Origin of the sequence: Streptomyces sp. NPDC091272 (assembly GCF_044757485.1) — a bacterium.
GTDB lineage: Bacteria > Actinomycetota > Actinomycetes > Streptomycetales > Streptomycetaceae > Streptomyces.
Window position 1 is genome coordinate 78,788 of the sequence record NZ_JBIVVC010000013.1, and the last position, 15,915, is coordinate 94,702.

Genomic DNA, 15,915 nt, shown 5'->3' on the forward strand with positions numbered 1-15,915 from the left:
GGAGGTCGGGGGTCACCGGGTGGTGACGACGTAGCAGGTCCTGTCGTGGAAGCCGGTGACGCGGGCGCCGTCGGCGAGCAGGCCGCCGAGTACCTCGCGCATCGCGAGGCGCCATTCCTTCGCCGCCCTCGGATCGGTGCGGCGCAGCCCCTCGACGTCGGGCGGGACCTCGACGAGGAGGGTCGGGGCGTCGAGGCGGCCCACCACGGGCCGGCCGTCCCGTACGGACAGGGCCGTGACGGCGTCGGCGGGCAGCGGTGCCGGCGGACCGGGGCGGGGCGGTTCCCGGTTCAGGTCCCAGGACGCCAGGGCCCGGTCGGTGTCGTCCCCGCCGTTGATCGCGTCCTCCATCGCCCCGTAGAAGCACGGCAGGTACTCGACGGGGCGTGCGCCGAGCTTGGTCAGGTTGAAGTGCGCGTTGCGCCTGACCAGCGGGTCGTACGTCCAGGTGATCCGGGAGAGCCCCCGGGCCAGGGCCCACTGCCGCTGGTGCAGCTTGAGCGCGAGGCCCGCCCGGCGACCGGGCAGCGCACCGGTGACGTGCGAGTGCAGCACCTGGCCGACGGGGGCGCCGAAGAAGGCCACCGAGGCGCCGGTCATCCGGCCGTCGGTGTAGGCGGCGGCGACGTAGTTCCCCGCGTGCGTCAGCGCCCGCATCTGCTCGACGCCCATGGGCGAGCCGCCGGGCGCGCTGCCCCAGATCCGTACGAAGAGATCGTCGACGGCTGTCAGGTCGGCCAGGTTGTGGAGTTCGCGGACCTCCGGCAGAGCGGGGACGGGTCCCGGTCCGGGCGCTCCAGGTCCTGCGGAGGCACTCATCGGACGGCCTCGTCCGAGGTGCCGGTGCCGGGGACGTCCGACGCCCCGGGGATCTCCGCGATCTCCGCGACCAGTGCCGCGAGCAGCCGGGCCCGCACGGGCAGCTCGGCGACGATCACATGCTCGTGGTCGGCGTGCGCTCCCCCGCCGACGGCGCCCAGTCCGTCCAGCGTCGGGCAGCCGAGCCCGGCGGTGAAGTTCCCGTCGGACGCCCCGCCGACCGCGGCCGAGGACAGCGGCGGCATGCCCAGGCGGCGGCCGAGCGCGCTCGCCCGCCGGAACAGGTCCGCGGCCGACGACTCCTCCAGCGGCGGCCGGTTGGGCCCGCCGCGCACCTCAAGGCGCGCGCCCGGCACGGTGGTCCGCAGCGCGCGCAGCGCCACGTCCACCTTCTGCTGTGCCGCGAGCGTCGGCACGCGGACGTCCACGCTGACCGCGGCCCGCGCCGGAACCGTGTTGGTCGCCGATCCCGCGCTCATCACGGTCGGCGTCACCGTGGTGCACCAGTGCGCGGGCGCACCGGCGTTGACCTCCGCGGCGACCTCGTCCAGGGCGAGCGTCAGGTGTGCGGCCTCGATCGCCGCGTTGACGCCCTTCTCGGGTTCGAGGCCGGAGTGGGCCGCCCTGCCGTGCACCACCAACTCGTAGCCTGAGGTGCCCTTGCGGCCCGTCTTCAGCGCCCCGCCGTCGGCGGAGGCCTCCAGCACGAGGGTGGCGGCGCAGTTGCGGGCGCTCTCCTCGATGAGGGGCCGGGAGGTGTCCGAGCCCACCTCCTCGTCCCCGGTCACCAGCACGCACACCCCGTCGAGCGAAGGGAGCGAGGCAAGCGCGTGGAACATCTGCACCAGTCCCGCCTTCATGTCGAAGATGCCGGGTCCGCGCGCCACGCCGTCGGTCACCGACCAGGGGTGGGTGAGCAGGGACCCCGTCGGCCACACCGTGTCGTGGTGGCCGAGCAGCAGTACCCGCGGGGTGCCGAAGGTCCACCGCAGATGGGTGACGCCGTCGACGACGATGCGCTCCGGTTCGGCCCCGAGGTGCCTGGCTCCCTGGGCGGCCACCAGGTCCGCGCTGCGGGCGACCGCCGCGAGGTCCGCGGACCAGGACTCGCAGACGACCAGCTCCTCCAGGTCCGCGAGCATGGCGGGCAGTTGTCCCGCCGGTCCGCGCGGGGACGGGGCGTTCGACTGATGGTTCCTCACCGATGTCATGCCCTTGACGCTAAGGCAGATCCACGGGGGAATCTTCGTGCCCCGGCACCAAGAAGACCGGCCGGTTCCGTGCGCCGTGACAGCTTCGGAGCCCGGCCGGCCGGCCTCTCGGGGCCCGCCGCGCTCAGTCCTCGCCCTCCAGGTCGCCCTCGGTCTCCAGGTACGCCTTGCGCAGGGCGTCCAGGACGGCCGGGTCGGGCTTGGCCCACATGCCGCGGGACTCGGCCTCCAGGAGGCGCTCCGCGATGCCGTGCAGCGCCCAGGGGTTGGCTTCCTTGAGGAACTCGCGGTTGGTCGGGTCCAGGACGTACGTCTCGGTGAGCTTGTCGTACATCCAGTCGGCGACCACGCCGGTCGTCGCGTCGTAGCCGAAGAGGTAGTCGACGGTGGCCGCGAGCTCGAAGGCACCCTTGTAGCCGTGGCGGCGCATGGCCTCGATCCACTTCGGGTTGACCACGCGGGCGCGGAAGACCCGGGACGTCTCCTCGACGAGGGTGCGGGTGCGGACCGTCTCGGGGCGCGTGGAGTCACCGATGTATGCCTCGGGGGCCGTGCCCTTGAGGGCGCGGACGGTGGCGACCATGCCGCCGTGGTACTGGAAGTAGTCGTCCGAGTCGGCGATGTCGTGTTCGCGGGTGTCGGTGTTCTTGGCCGCGACCGCGATGCGCCTGTACGCCGTCTCCATCTCCTCGCGGGCCGGGCGGCCGTCGAGCTCCCGGCCGTAGGCGTAACCGCCCCACACCGTGTAGACCTCGGCGAGGTCGGCGTCGGTGCGCCAGTCGCGGGAGTCGATCAGCTGGAGGAGGCCCGCGCCGTAGGTGCCGGGGCGGGAGCCGAAGATGCGGGTGGTGGCGCGGCGTTCGTCGCCGTGCTCGGCGAGGTCGGCCTGGGTGTGGGCGCGTACGTAGTTGATGTCGTCCGGCTCCTCCAGCGAGGCCGCGAGGCGTACCGCGTCGTCGAGCAGGCCGACGGTGTGCGGGAAGGCGTCGCGGAAGAAGCCGGAGATGCGCAGGGTGACGTCGATGCGGGGGCGGCCGAGTTCGGCGGCCGGGACGGCTTCCAGACCGGTGACCCGGCGGGAGGCGTCGTCCCACACGGGGCGGACGCCCAGGAGCGCGAAGGCTTCGGCGATGTCGTCGCCCGCCGTGCGCATGGCGCTCGTACCCCACAGGGAGAGGCCGACGGAGGTGGGCCATTCGCCGTTGTCGTTGCGGTAACGCTCCAGGAGGGAGTCCGCGAGCGCCTGTCCGGTCTCCCAGGCGAGCTTGGAGGGCACCGCCTTGGGGTCGACCGAGTAGAAGTTCCGGCCGGTCGGCAGGACGTTGACCAGACCGCGCAGCGGGGACCCCGAGGGTCCTGCCGGGACGAAGCCGCCGTTCAACGCGTGGACGGTGTGGGTGAGTTCGTCGGTGGTGGCGGCGAGGCGCGGCACGACCTCGCGGGCGGCGAAGTCGAGGATGTCGGCGACCGGGCCCGGGTGGCCCGCGGCGGTGCCCGCGACGGCGGCCGGGTCCCAGTCCGCGTCCTCCATCGCCTGTACGAGGGTGCGGGCCTGCTCCTCGATCTCGTCGGCGGTGGTGCGCCGCGCCGCGGACTCGTCGAGGCCGAGGGCCTCGCGCAGGCCGGGCAGGGAGGCGGTGCCGCCCCAGATCTGGCGGGCCCGCAGGATCGCGAGGACCAGGTTGACGCGGGCGGCTCCGGCGGGGGCGCCACCGAGGACGTGCAGCCCGTCGCGGATCTGGACGTCCTTGATCTCACAGAGCCAGCCGTCGAGATGCATGATGAACTCGTCGAAGCCCTCGTCCTCGGGGCGGTCCTCCAGCCCCAGGTCGTGGTCGAGCTTCGCGGCCTGGATGAGCGTCCAGATCTGGGCGCGGATCGCGGGCAGCTTCGCCGGGTCCATGGCGGCGATCTGGGCGTGCTCGTCGAGGAGTTGCTCCAGCCGGGCGATGTCGCCGTAGCTGTCGGCGCGGGCCATCGGCGGCACCAGGTGGTCGACGAGGGTGGCGTGCACACGGCGCTTGGCCTGGGTGCCCTCGCCCGGGTCGTTGACCAGGAACGGGTAGATCAGCGGCAGGTCGCCGAGGGCGGCGTCGGGGCCGCAGGCGGCGGACAGGCCGGCGTTCTTGCCGGGCAGCCACTCAAGGTTGCCGTGCTTGCCGAGGTGGATCATCGCGTCGGCGCCGAAGCCGTTGTCGTCGGCGGACGCGGCGATCCAGCGGTAGGCGGCCAGGTAGTGGTGGGACGGCGGCAGATCGGGGTCGTGGTAGATCGCGATCGGGTTCTCGCCGAAGCCGCGCGGCGGCTGGATGAGGATGAGCAGGTTCCCGCGGCGCAGGGCGGCGAGGACGATGTCGCCCTCCGGGTTGCGGGAGCGGTCCAGGAACATCTCGCCGGGGGCGGGGCCCCAGTGCCGCTCCACGGATTCGCGGAGTTCGGCGGGCAGGGTGGCGTACCAGCGGCGGTAGTCGGCGGCCGGGATGCGGACCGGGTTGCGGGCCAGCTGCTCCTCGGTGAGCCACTCCTGGTCGTGGCCGCCGGCCTCGATCAGGGCGTAGATCAGCTCGTCGCCGTCGCCGGAGACCAGGCCCGGGACCTCTTGCGTACCGAAGTCGTAGCCCTCCTGCTTCAGGCGGCGGAGCAGGGCGACGGCGCTGGCGGGGGTGTCGAGACCGACCGCGTTGCCGATGCGGGAGTGCTTGGTGGGGTAGGCGGAGAGGACGAGGGCGACGCGCTTGTCGGCGTTGGGGATGTGCCGCAGGCGGGCGTGGCGTACGGCGATCCCGGCGACGCGGGCGGCGCGCTCGGTGTCCGCCACGTACGCGGGCAGCCCGTCCTCGTCGATCTCCTTGAAGGAGAACGGGACGGTGATCAGCCTGCCGTCGAACTCGGGGACGGCGATCTGGCTGGCCGCGTCGAGCGGCGAGACGCCCTCGTCGTTGTCCTCCCAGTCGGCGCGCGAACTGGTGAGGCAGAGCGCCTGGAGGATGGGAATGTCGAGGCCGGTGAGGGCGCCCGCGTCCCAGGACTCGTCGTCGCCGCCGGCCGAGGCCTCCGCCGGGCGGGTGCCGCCCGCGGCGAGGACGGTGGTGACGATGGCGTCGGCGGCGCGCAGTTCCTCGATGAGTCCGGGCTCCGGGGTGCGCAGCGAGGCGACGTACAGCGGCAGCGGCCGGGCGCCTGCGGTCTCGATCTCGCCGCACAGGGCGTCGACGAAGGCGGTGTTGCCGCTCATGTGGTGGGCGCGGTAGTAGAGCACCGCGACGGTCGGGCCCTCGATGTCCTCGCGGGCGGTGCGCTCCAGCGGGCCCCACGAGGGCGCGGGGGCGGGCGGCTCGAAGCCGTGGCCGGTGAGCAGCACGGTGTCGGAGAGGAACCTGGCGAGCTGCTCCAGGTTGGCGGGGCCGCCGTGCGCCAGGTAGGCGTGTGCCTCGGCGGCTATTCCGACGGGGACGGTGGAGGCGGCCATCAGCTGGGCGTCGGGGGCCTGTTCACCGGTGAGGACGACGACGGGGCGGCCGGTGGCAAGGAGCTGGTCGAGGCCGTCCTGCCAGGCGCGGACACCGCCGAGCAGCCGCACCACGACGAGGTCGGTGCCGTCGAGGAGCGCGGGGAGGTCGGACAGCGCGAGCCGGGAGGGGTTGGCGTAGCGGTAGCGAACCGGGCCGTCCGAGGAACGTGCGCTCAGCAGGTCGGTGTCGGACGTCGACAGGAGCAGGATCATGCGGCGTCGGGCCTTCCTCGGGGTGTCCACGCCCCGGGCGGTGATCGTCGATGGGTTCCCCGCCCGGCCGGAACCGGGAGCGCGGGGAAGGGAGTTCCTGACTCGTCCGGCCGTTGGGGGCCGGGCTCACAGTGGCGGGACCGCGCCGGAATCGCACCGGGCTTCCTCCCCTGTCGCCTTCGGTGGCGACGGCGGGCAGTACAGCCCGCCACCAGGCATATTAGGGCCCCGGGTCAAGGCCGCGGCACCCGGTTGCCGAACAGCGGTCCGCCCTGTGTCGGTATGCTCGCCGCCATGCCCCCACCAGCCGTTTCGCCGCAGCCCACGGGAGAGAGCTCCGTCAGGGCCCGTGGTGACGCCTGCCCGGGGTCCCTGCGGCTGCACCACGCGGACGACGGGGCGCTGGCGCGTGTCCGGGTGCCGGGTGGCGTCGTCACCGCGGGGCAGGCGGACGTGCTCGGTGAGTTGGCGCTCCGGCTGGGCGAGGGTGACATTCACCTCACTTCCCGTGGCAACGCGCAGTTGCGCGCCCTCGCGGCGGACTGCGGCGCCGAACTGGCCCTGCGGCTCGGCGAATCGGGGCTGCTGCCGTCGCCGCGGCACGAGCGGGTACGCAACCTGGTGGCGTCGCCGCTGTCCGGTCTCGACGGCCGTGGGTGCGGCGACGTGGGCCCGTGGCTGGCGCAGCTGGACGCGTTGCTGTGCGGCAGCGAGCGGGCGGCGGGGCTGTCCGGCCGGTTCCTGTTCGCGCTGGACGACGGGCGCGGTGACGTAGACGCCCTGGGCGCGGACCTGACGCTGCTGGCCCGCGACGACGGTGGCGCACTGCTGCGGATCGGTACGGCCGCGACCGCGCTCTCGGTGCCGGGAGCGCACGCGGCGCGCGCCGCCCTGCTGGCCGCCGAGGCCTTCCTGGACGCCGCGCCGGACGCGGGCACCTGGCGGGTGGCCGAGCTGCCGGGTGGCGCCGAAGCCCTTCTCGACGCGGTGGTACGTGCGCTGGGGCGGGCCGGGATCGACGCGGCTCACGTCGCGGCGCCCGCCCGCCCGAGCACGGCCGCCGCCCCGGAGCCCGGGATCGTGACCGGCGGCCGTTCCGGTACGGCGGCCCTGTCCGTGGGGGTGCCCCTGGGGCGTGTCACTGCCGCGCAGTGGCGCCTGCTGTCCGACACCGCGCGCCGGGCGGGTGACGGCACCCTGCGGCTGACGCCGTGGCGCGGCGTCGTCGTGCCGGGAGTCCTTCCCGGGCGGGCCGCGGCGCTGCTCGACGCGCTCGGTTCGGCCGCTCTCGTCACCGGCCCGCGCTCCCCCTGGGAGGGGGTCGGCGCCTGTATCGGCAGGCCGGGCTGCGCGAAGTCGCTCTCGGACGTGCGGGAGTTGGCGGCGGCCGCGGTCGGTCCGGTGGGCGCGCTTCCCGTGTACTGGTCGGGCTGCGCCCGCCGGTGCGGCCATCCGCACGGCCGCTGGGTCGACGTGGTGGCCACCCCCGAGGGTCACGAGGTGTCCGTCGTGCACGGAGACAGCCGTGGCGCCCCGGTCGCCGTCGCGGCCGGCCCCGACGCCCTGGCCACCGCGGTGGCCGCCGCCCGCGGCTGACCCGCCGCCCCACCGCCCTGCTCCATCGTCCATCCCTCACGCCCCGCAGAAGAGAGCGACAGCACAGTGCATCAGTACGAGAAGGACGGACCGGCGATCTACCGCCAGTCCTTCGCCACGATCCGCGCCGAGGCCGACCTGTCGGGTCTGCCCGCCGACGTCAGCCAGGTCGCGGTCCGTATGATCCACGCCTGCGGCATGGTCGACCTGGTGCGGGACCTGGTGTTCAGCCCGAACGTGGTGGCCGACGCCCGTGCGGCGCTGCGCGCCGGTGCGCCGATCCTGTGCGACGTGCAGATGGTCGCCAGCGGAGTCACCCGCAAGCGGCTGCCCGCGGACAACGACGTGATCTGCACGCTGTCCGACCCGTCGGTGCCCGCTCTGGCGAAGGAGCTCGGCACGACCCGCAGCGCCGCCGCGATGGAGCTCTGGCGCGACCGTCTCGAAGGCTCGGTCGTCGCCGTGGGCAACGCGCCGACCTCGTTGTTCCGGCTGCTCGAAATGGTCGGGGCGGGCGCGCCCCGTCCCGCGGCCGTGATCGGCGTCCCGGTCGGTTTCGTGGGCGCGGCCGAGTCCAAGGAGGCCCTCGTGGCGGACGGGTCCGGCCTTGAGCACCTGATCGTGCGCGGCAGGCGCGGTGGCAGCGCGATCGCCGCCGCCGCGCTCAACGCGATCGCCAGCGAGGAAGAGTAAGCGTGAGCGAGCAGAGCACGGGACGGCTGTACGGAGTCGGGCTCGGCCCCGGCGCCCCCTCCCTGATGACCGTACGCGCGGTGCAGGTCATCGCGGAGGCGGAGGTGATCGCCTATCACAGTGCGCGGCACGGGCGGTCCATAGCGCGGTCCATCGCGGCGGAGCACATCCGCGCCGACCACGTCGAGGAGGCGTTGGTCTACCCCGTCACGACGGGGACGACCGACCACCCGGGCGGGTACCGGGCGGCGCTTGAGGAGTTCTACGAGGAGGCGGCGGCCCGGCTGGCCGGGCACCTCCGAGCGGGGCGCACCGTCGCCGTGCTCGCGGAGGGCGATCCGCTCTTCTACGGCTCGTACATGCACATGCACAAGCGGCTCGCCGACCGGTTTCCCACCGAGGTCATCCCCGGAGTCACCTCGGTGAGCGCAGCCGCGGCCCGCCTGGGCACCCCGCTCGTGGAGGGCGAGGAGGTGCTGACGATCCTGCCGGGCACGCTGCCCGAGGAGGAGCTGACGGCCCGGCTCGCCGCGACGGACTCCGCCGTGGTGATGAAGCTCGGGCGGACGTTCCCGGCGGTGCGGGGCGCCTTCGAGGCTTCGGGGCGTCTCGCCGAGGCCCGCTACGTGGAGCGCGCGACCATGGCCGGGGAGCGCACCGGTGACCTGGGCGACGTGGACGCCGGTTCGGTGCCGTACTTCGCGGTGGCGGTGCTGCCCAGCCGGATCGGGTCGGCGCACACCGAGCCGCGGGCCGCGCGTCCCGCGGCGGACGGCGAGGTCGTCGTCGTCGGCACCGGTCCGGCCGGACCGCTGTGGCTGACGCCCGAGACGCGTGGCGCCCTGGCCGCCGCCGACGACCTGGTCGGGTACACGACGTATCTGGCCAGGGTGCCGGAAAGGCCCGGTCAGGTGCGGCACGGGTCCGACAACAAGGTGGAGTCCGAGCGCGCCGAGTTCGCCCTCGACCTGGCCAGGCGCGGGCGGCGGGTGGCCGTGGTGTCGGGCGGTGACCCGGGCGTCTTCGCGATGGCGACCGCCGTCCTGGAGGTCGCGTCGCAGGAGCCTTACACGGACGTGCCGGTACGGGTGCTGCCTGGTGTGACCGCCGCGAACGCCGCCGCGGCGAAGGCGGGCGCCCCGCTGGGGCACGACTACGCGACGATCTCGCTCTCCGACCGGCTGAAGCCGTGGGAGGTCGTCGCGGAGCGGCTGCGGGCCGCCGCCTCGGCGGACCTGGTGCTCGCGCTGTACAACCCCGGGTCGCGCAGCCGCACCTGGCAGGTCGGCAAGGCCAGGGACCTGCTCCTGGAACACCGTTCGCCGGACACCCCCGTGGTGCTGGGCCGGGACGTCGGCGGGCCGACCGAGAGCGTGCGTACGGTACGGCTCGGGGATCTCGTGCCGGAGGAGGTCGACATGCGGACCGTCCTGCTGGTGGGGTCGTCGCAGACGCGGTGGGTGACGCGCGGGGACGGCAGCCGGATCGTGTGGACCCCGCGCCGCTATCCGGAGGCCTGAACACTCGCCCGGCGGGGTGGCCGTCACCGGTGAACACTCACCTGCCGAGGAGGCCCTCACCGGTGGACACTCACCTGCCGAGGAGGCCCTCACCGGTGAGCAGCCGGCTGACGGCCGCCTCGGGAGTGTCCGCCACCGGTACGCCCTCGGGCGCCGGCGGCCGGCGCACCACGACCACCGGGATCCCGGCCTCCCGGGCGGCCCTCAGCTTGGGGGCGGTGGCGTCCCCGCCGCTGTCCTTCGTCACGAGGACGTCGACGCGGTGGCGGCGGATCAGCTCCCGTTCGCCTTCGAGGGTGAACGGGCCGCGCTCCAACAGGACCTCCATCCGCGCGGGGTGCGGGGCCTCGGGGGCGTCAACGGAGCGCATCAGGAACCACAGGTCGTCCAGCGCGGCGAAGGCCGCGAGGCCCGTGCGCCCGGTGGTCAGGAAGACCCGCGCGCCCAGCGCGGGCAGCACGCGGGCGGCCTCGTCCAGTGAGCCGACCGGGTGCCAGTGGTCCCCCGCGCCCGCCGTCCAGCCGGGCCGGCGGAGCGCCAGCAGGGGAACATGGGCTGCGGCGGCCGCGGCAGCCGCGTGAAAACTGATCGTTCCGGCGAAAGGATGGGTGGCGTCGATGAGCGCGTCCACCTGGTGGGTACGCAGCCATGCGGTCAGCCCTTCGGTTCCGCCGAAGCCGCCGACCCGCACCCCGCCCGGGGGCAGTTTCGGTTCGGCCACGCGGCCCGCGAGCGAACTGGTCACCGTGGCTGTGTCGGGCAGCGCCTCCACCAGCAGTGCGGCGAGCCGGCGGGCCTCCGTCGTACCGCCGAGGACGAGTATGTGCATCGGGTCCATCCGTGGGTGACATGAGCGAGAAGAACGAGAGCGCCTCCTCCGGCGGGGCGAAGGGCGGGCGCAACGCCCAACTCAAGCACACCGGTCTGCGGTCCGGCTGGACGACCGGTGCCTGTGCGACGGCGGCCACCACCGCCGCGTACACCGCCCTGCTGAGCGGGGACTTCCCCGACCCGGTGACGATCACCCTGCCGAGCGGCCAGACGCCTGCCTTCGCGCTCGCCGTCGAGGAGCTGGCCGACGGGCTGGCCATGGCGGGGGTGGTCAAGGACGCCGGTGACGACCCGGACGTGACGCACGGCGCTCTGGTGCGGGCGACGGTACGGCGGCTGCCGCCCGGCTCGGGCGTCGTGTTCCTGGCCGGCCCCGGCGTGGGCACGGTGACGCTGCCGGGACTGCCTCTCGACGTGGGCGAGCCGGCGGTGAACCCGGTGCCCCGGCAGATGATCCGGGACCACGTCGCGCGGGTCGCGGCGGAGCACGGGGGCTCGGGCGACGTCGAGGTGACGCTCTCCGTCGACCACGGCGAGGAGATCGCCCGCTCCACCTGGAACCCGCGGCTGGGCATCCTGGGCGGCCTCTCCGTCCTGGGCACGACCGGTGTCGTCGTGCCGTACTCGTGCTCGGCCTGGATCGACTCGATCAGGCGCGGGGTGGACGTGGCACGGGCGGCCGGGCACACACACGTGGCGGGCTGTACTGGCTCCACGTCGGAGAAGACGGTGGTGGCGGAGTACGGGCTGCCGGAGATCGCGCTGCTCGACATGGGTGACTTCGCGGGCGCCGTGCTCAAGTACGTCCGGCGCCATCCGGTGGACCGGCTGACGGTCTGCGGAGGCTTCGCCAAGCTGTCGAAGCTGGCGGCCGGCCACCTGGACCTTCACTCGGGCCGCTCCCAGGTCGACAAGGGATTCCTGGCGGAGCTGGCACGCACGGGCGGCGCGGACGACGCCCTCGCGACGGAGATCGCGGGCGCCAACACCGGTCTCGCGGCGCTTCAGCTGTGCCAGGCGCGCGGGGTGCCGCTCGGGGACCTGGTGGCGGTGAGAGCGCGGGACGAGGCGCTGTCGGTGCTGCGGGGGGCGCCGGTCGCGGTCGACGTCATCTGCATCGACCGGGCGGGCACGGTCGTCGGACGCAGCAGCGTGCGCTGACCGTGCCTGCCCGGGGTCAGCAGGGTCAGCAGCTGTGCCGGTCGCGCGCCGGCGAGTACAGGTGGCTGTCGTGGAACTGCTCCGCGCCCAGTGTCCGGCCCACCATGATCACGGCAGTGCGCAGCACTCCCGCCGCCTTGACCTGCTCGGCGATGTCGTCGAGCGTTCCGCGCAGCACGATCTCCTCCGGCCGGGACGCGTACGCGACGACCGCCGCCGGACAGTCCGCGCCGTAGTGCGGGAGCAGTTCCTCGACGACGTGCTCCGCGTACTGGGCGGCCAGGTGCAGCACGATCAGGGCCCCGCTGCGCCCCAGGGTCGCCAGGTCCTCGCCCTCGGGCATGGCGGTGGCGCGCCGGGCGACCCGGGTGAGGATGACGGTCTGACCGACGGTGGGCACGGTCAGCTCCCGCTTGAGGGCCGCCGCCGCCGCGGCGAATGCGGGGACCCCGGGGATCACCTCGTAGGGCACCCCCGCCTCGTCGAGGCGGCGCATCTGTTCGTTGACGGCGCTGAAGACCGAGGGGTCGCCGGAGTGCAGCCTCGCCACGTCCTGTCCGGCCGCGTGGGCGGCGGTCAGCTCGGCGGTGATCTCCTCGATGTCGAGCTGTGCGGTGTCGATCAGGCGGGCGTCCGGCGGACACTCGGCGAGGAGCTCGCGGGGAACCAGGCTGCCCGCGTACAGGCAGACCCCGCACGCGGCGAGGGTGCGGGCGCCGCGCACCGTGATCAGGTCGGCCGCGCCGGGTCCTGCGCCGATGAAGTACACGGTCATGCGTTGTCTCCCGGGTGGGTCACTGTGGCGGCTGTGCTGGGGCGTCCCGCCGTGGAGGCCGCGGCGGTGGGGTTCTTGGTGACGGACCACTGGGTGACAGGCATCGCCTGCCGCCATCCGGTGAAGCCGCCGACGGGCACCGCGTGGGCGACCGCGAGCCGTACGAGGCCGCCGCCGTGCCGCCGGTGCCAGGCGGCGAGGAGTGCCTCGGACTCCAGCGTGACCGTGTTGGCCACGAGCCGGCCGCCGTCGGGCAACGCGTCCCAGCAGGCTTCCAGCAGGCCGGGGGCGGTGAGGCCGCCGCCGATGAACACGGCGTCGGGGGCGGGCAGCCCGGCCGTCGAGGCGGGGGCGCGGCCGGTGACCACGCGCAGGGCGGGCACGCCGAGGCGGTCGGCGTTGCGAGTGATGCGCTCTGCCCGTACCGGGTCGCGTTCCACGGTGATCGCGCGACAGGAGGGATGGGTGCGCAGCCATTCGATCGCGATGGATCCGGAGCCGCCGCCGATGTCCCACAGCAGTTCGCCCGGGGCCGGGGCGAGGGTGGCGAGGGTCGCGGCGCGGATGTGGCGCTTGGTGAGCTGGCCGTCCGTCTCGTACGCCTCGTCGGGCAGTCCGGGAACCGCGCCCAGCCGGAGCGCCCCGGGCGCGCGGGCGCAGTCGACGGCGACCACGTTGAGGGCGTCACCCGGCGGGTGCGCCCAGGTGTTGGCGGTGCCCTCGGTGCAGGTTTCCTCTTCGCTGCCGAGCTGGGCGAGCACCCGGATCCGGCTCGGGCCGTAACCGCGGTCGCGGAGCAGGGCCGCGACCTCGGCGGGGGTCTCCGCGCCCGCGCTCAGCACGAGCACCCGGCGCCCGTGGTGCAGGGCGGCCGCGAGCCGGGCGGCGGGACGGCCGACCAGGGTGACCACCTCGGTGTCCTCCAGCGGCCAGCCGATGCGGGCGCAGGCGTACGAGACGGAGGACGGGTGCGGCAGGACGTGCAGGCCGTCCGGGCCCAGGGTCTCGACGAGGGCGCGGCCGATGCCGTAGAACATCGGGTCCCCACTGGCCAGTACGGCGATCCGGCGTCCCCGGTGGCCGGCGAGCAGACCGGGCACGGCGGGCCGCAGGGGCGAGGGCCAGGGCACGCGCTCCCCGGGGCAGGAGGGCGGCAGCAGTTCCAGCTGGCGTCCGCCGCCGATCAGGACCTGTGCGTCGAGAAGGGCTGCCCGCGCCGGCTCGGTCAGTCCCGGCCATCCGTCGGCTCCGATGCCTATGACGGTCACCGCAGGTGGGGCGGGGGATGCGGGTGGTGCGGGAGTCACGGACGGTACCTCGGTGCTCGGTGGACGACGCAGCCGAAACTCTACTGTCAGGGACGGGCGGCACTCCGGCCAGGTACCGGGCACGGGCGGCACTCCGGCCAGGTACCGGGCACGGGCGGCCCCGGCCCCGGCCGGTCGAGGCAGGTCGGTCACGGGGCCGTGGCCCCGCCCGCACACCGAAGTGGCGCCCGTCCCGGTCTTCCCGGGGCGGACGCCACTTCGGCACCACGTCAGCCGTGCGTCAGCACCAGGGCCTCAGCTCTGGGGGCGGCTGCCGTGGTTGGCACCGTTCTTGCGGCGTGCCTTCTTCTTGCGGCGGCGCTTGGACGACATGGCGCTTCTCCTCACGTTCGACTGTTCTGTGACTCATCGACGAGTTTCCACCCGTTTGCTGCGGTATTCCACTCGCCGACACCGGCCCTGCTACCCCACCGCATCACATTTCACACCTGCCCCACCAGCGGGAACATCCGTACGTGCAATCAGCCCCACCGGTCCGGGACAATGAGCGGAGAATGTGCCCACCGCATCGCGACACACCATGGAGGTAACGGGCGGATGCCGCACCAACGAGCGGGACAGCAGACCCGGCCGGAAGATCTCGTCGACGTCGCCCGGCTGGTGACCGCGTACTACGCGCTCCACCCCGACCCGGCCGAGCCCCGCCAGCGGGTGGCCTTCGGCACCTCGGGGCACCGGGGCTCCTCGCTCAACACGGCGTTCAACGAGGACCACATCGCCGCGACCAGCCAGGCGATCGTGGAGTACCGCGCCCTCCAGGGCATCGAGGGCCCGCTGTTCCTGGGCGCGGACACGCACGCCCTGTCGGAGCCGGCGAAGGTCACCGCGGTGGAGGTGTTCGCCGCCAACGACGTACGGGTACTCATCGACTCGGCGGACGGCTACACGCCGACCCCCGCGGTGTCGCACGCGATCCTCACCCACAACAAGGGCCGCACCGGCGGTCTCGCGGACGGTGTCGTCGTCACGCCCTCGCACAACCCGCCGGGCGACGGCGGCTTCAAGTACAACCCGCCGAACGGCGGGCCCGCGGGGTCGCAGGCCACGGGCTGGATCCAGGACCGGGCGAACGAGCTGATCGCCGGCGGGCTCAAGGGCGTCCGGCGCGTCCCGTACGCGCGCGCCCTGACCGTCGCCACGACGGGGCGCCACGATTTCCTGGGCGCCTACGTCGCCGACCTGCCCGCCGTCCTCGACCTGGACGCCGTGCGCGCCGCCGGGGTGCGCATCGGCGCGGACCCGCTGGGCGGGGCCTCCGTCGCGTACTGGGGGCGAATCGCGGAGGAGCACCGCATCGACCTGACGGTGGTCAACCCGCTGGCCGACCCGACCTGGCGCTTCATGACGCTGGACTGGGACGGGAAGATCCGGATGGACTGCTCGTCGCCGTACGCGATGGCCTCGCTGATCGAGCAGCGCGACCGCTTCCAGATCGCCACCGGCAACGACGCGGACGCCGACCGGCACGGCATCGTCACCCCCGACGGCGGGCTGATGAATCCCAACCACTACCTGGCCACCGCGATCTCCTACCTCTTCACGCACCGCGAGGAGTGGCCCGCGTCGGCGGGTGTCGGCAAGACGCTCGTGTCGTCGTCGATGATCGACCGGGTGGCGGGCGACCTCGGCCGCACGCTGGTCGAGGTGCCGGTGGGCTTCAAGTGGTTCGTGGACGGCCTCTCCGACGGCTCGCTCGGGTTCGGCGGTGAGGAGTCGGCGGGGGCGTCCTTCCTGCGCCGGGACGGCTCCGTGTGGACGACGGACAAGGACGGCATCCTCCTGGCGCTGCTCGCCTCGGAGATGCTGGCGGTCACCGGCCGTACCCCTTCGCAGAGTTACGCGGACCTCACGGCCCGGTTCGGCGAGCCCGCCTACGCCCGGATCGACGCCGCGGCCACCCCGGAGGAGAAGGCGGTCCTCGGCAAGCTGTCGCCGGAGCAGGTCGGGGCCGACACCCTGGCGGGAGAGGCCGTCACCGCGGTCCTCACCTCGGCCCCCGGCAACGGCGCGTCGCTCGGTGGCATCAAGGTGACCACCGAGAACGCCTGGTTCGCCGCCCGCCCGTCCGGCACCGAGGACGTGTACAAGATCTACGCCGAGTCCTTCCACGGCGCCGAGCACCTGGGCCGGGTCCAGGAGGAGGCCAAGGCGGTCGTTTCGGCGGCGCTGGCGTCCGACGCCGGCTGAGCCGGGCGCCGTCGGCGCGAACAGGCGCGACGCGGGGGTGTCGTGCGCGCGGCCCACCGGGGGAAGCTGG

General features: G+C 73.9%; 12 protein-coding genes and 1 riboswitch. Of the genes, 5 read left to right on the forward strand and 7 right to left on the reverse strand.

Going from position 1 to position 15,915, the window contains the following annotated elements:
- Positions 1 to 12: 12 nt before the first annotated feature.
- From ACIQM4_RS29265 to cobN, 3 genes are all read right to left on the reverse strand, one after another.
- Complete coding sequence (locus tag ACIQM4_RS29265) at positions 13 to 819, reverse strand: GNAT family N-acetyltransferase (protein WP_401597671.1); 807 nt, start codon at positions 817 to 819, stop codon at positions 13 to 15.
- Positions 816 to 1,961: a M20 family metallopeptidase gene (locus tag ACIQM4_RS29270; protein ID WP_401597981.1), complete on the reverse strand. Its 1,146-nt coding sequence runs from the start codon at positions 1,959 to 1,961 to the stop codon at positions 816 to 818. The genes ACIQM4_RS29265 and ACIQM4_RS29270 overlap by 4 nt, the downstream gene beginning before the upstream one ends.
- A gap of 193 nt (positions 1,962 to 2,154) precedes the next feature.
- Entirely contained in the window at positions 2,155 to 5,754 is a 3,600-nt protein-coding gene (cobN, locus tag ACIQM4_RS29275; RefSeq protein WP_401597984.1) for a cobaltochelatase subunit CobN, read from the reverse strand.
- Positions 5,755 to 5,845: 91 nt separating this feature from the next.
- Positions 5,846 to 5,922, reverse strand: a riboswitch (cobalamin riboswitch).
- Between the two features lie 114 nt (positions 5,923 to 6,036).
- Between cobN and ACIQM4_RS29280 the strand changes: the two genes are divergently transcribed.
- The 3 genes from ACIQM4_RS29280 (at position 6,037) to ACIQM4_RS29290 (ending at position 9,563) form a co-directional block, all read left to right on the forward strand.
- Positions 6,037 to 7,350, forward strand: a complete 1,314-nt coding sequence (locus ACIQM4_RS29280; protein ID WP_401597674.1) for a hypothetical protein — start codon at positions 6,037 to 6,039, stop codon at positions 7,348 to 7,350.
- 66 nt (positions 7,351 to 7,416) lie between these two features.
- A complete protein-coding gene (locus tag ACIQM4_RS29285; RefSeq protein WP_401597676.1) occupies positions 7,417 to 8,043 on the forward strand; it encodes a precorrin-8X methylmutase in 627 nt (208 codons plus the stop codon).
- Between the two features lie 2 nt (positions 8,044 to 8,045).
- Complete coding sequence (locus tag ACIQM4_RS29290) at positions 8,046 to 9,563, forward strand: precorrin-2 C(20)-methyltransferase (protein WP_401597678.1); 1,518 nt, start codon at positions 8,046 to 8,048, stop codon at positions 9,561 to 9,563.
- A gap of 70 nt (positions 9,564 to 9,633) precedes the next feature.
- Here the strand turns inward: ACIQM4_RS29290 and ACIQM4_RS29295 are convergent, their stop codons facing one another.
- On the reverse strand, positions 9,634 to 10,392 hold the full coding sequence (locus ACIQM4_RS29295) for a cobalt-precorrin-6A reductase (protein ID WP_401597680.1): 759 nt from the start codon (positions 10,390 to 10,392) through the stop codon (positions 9,634 to 9,636).
- Between the two features lie 20 nt (positions 10,393 to 10,412).
- Between ACIQM4_RS29295 and ACIQM4_RS29300 the strand changes: the two genes are divergently transcribed.
- A complete protein-coding gene (locus ACIQM4_RS29300) occupies positions 10,413 to 11,555 on the forward strand; it encodes a cobalt-precorrin-5B (C(1))-methyltransferase (protein ID WP_401597683.1) in 1,143 nt (380 codons plus the stop codon).
- 25 nt (positions 11,556 to 11,580) lie between these two features.
- On the opposite strand, the gene cobM is transcribed toward ACIQM4_RS29300, so the two are convergent.
- The 3 genes from cobM to ACIQM4_RS29315 all read right to left on the reverse strand — a co-directional run bounded on the left by cobM (position 11,581) and on the right by ACIQM4_RS29315 (position 13,970).
- A complete protein-coding gene (cobM, locus tag ACIQM4_RS29305; RefSeq protein WP_401597685.1) occupies positions 11,581 to 12,330 on the reverse strand; it encodes a precorrin-4 C(11)-methyltransferase in 750 nt (249 codons plus the stop codon).
- A complete protein-coding gene (cbiE, locus tag ACIQM4_RS29310; protein WP_401597688.1) occupies positions 12,327 to 13,637 on the reverse strand; it encodes a precorrin-6y C5,15-methyltransferase (decarboxylating) subunit CbiE in 1,311 nt (436 codons plus the stop codon). The genes cobM and cbiE overlap by 4 nt, the downstream gene beginning before the upstream one ends.
- Positions 13,638 to 13,892: 255 nt before the next feature.
- Positions 13,893 to 13,970 carry a 50S ribosomal protein bL37 gene (locus tag ACIQM4_RS29315; RefSeq protein WP_370443954.1) on the reverse strand — a complete coding sequence of 26 codons (78 nt, stop codon included), beginning with the start codon at positions 13,968 to 13,970 and terminating at the stop codon, positions 13,893 to 13,895.
- 225 nt (positions 13,971 to 14,195) lie between these two features.
- On the opposite strand from ACIQM4_RS29315, the gene pgm reads away from it, so the two are divergent.
- Positions 14,196 to 15,845 (forward strand): phosphoglucomutase (alpha-D-glucose-1,6-bisphosphate-dependent), encoded by a 1,650-nt coding sequence (pgm, locus tag ACIQM4_RS29320; RefSeq protein WP_401597690.1) that lies wholly within the window; start codon positions 14,196 to 14,198, stop codon positions 15,843 to 15,845.
- The last annotated feature ends 70 nt before the right edge of the window (positions 15,846 to 15,915 follow it).

What these genes read in the sequence shown, in the direction of transcription:
- ACIQM4_RS29315 (WP_370443954.1), bottom strand. Translation starts at nt 13,970, where the DNA reads ATGTCGTCCAAGCGCCGCCGCAAGAAGAAGGCACGCCGCAAGAACGGT.
- cobN (WP_401597984.1), bottom strand. Translation starts at nt 5,754, where the DNA reads ATGATCCTGCTCCTGTCGACGTCCGACACCGACCTGCTGAGCGCACGT.
- ACIQM4_RS29280 (WP_401597674.1), top strand. Translation starts at nt 6,037, where the DNA reads ATGCTCGCCGCCATGCCCCCACCAGCCGTTTCGCCGCAGCCCACGGGA.
- ACIQM4_RS29270 (WP_401597981.1), bottom strand. Translation starts at nt 1,961, where the DNA reads ATGCTCGCGGACCTGGAGGAGCTGGTCGTCTGCGAGTCCTGGTCCGCG.
- pgm (WP_401597690.1), top strand. Translation starts at nt 14,196, where the DNA reads ATGCCGCACCAACGAGCGGGACAGCAGACCCGGCCGGAAGATCTCGTC.
- ACIQM4_RS29265 (WP_401597671.1), bottom strand. Translation starts at nt 819, where the DNA reads ATGAGTGCCTCCGCAGGACCTGGAGCGCCCGGACCGGGACCCGTCCCC.
- ACIQM4_RS29295 (WP_401597680.1), bottom strand. Translation starts at nt 10,392, where the DNA reads ATGCACATACTCGTCCTCGGCGGTACGACGGAGGCCCGCCGGCTCGCC.
- cobM (WP_401597685.1), bottom strand. Translation starts at nt 12,330, where the DNA reads ATGACCGTGTACTTCATCGGCGCAGGACCCGGCGCGGCCGACCTGATC.
- ACIQM4_RS29300 (WP_401597683.1), top strand. Translation starts at nt 10,413, where the DNA reads ATGAGCGAGAAGAACGAGAGCGCCTCCTCCGGCGGGGCGAAGGGCGGG.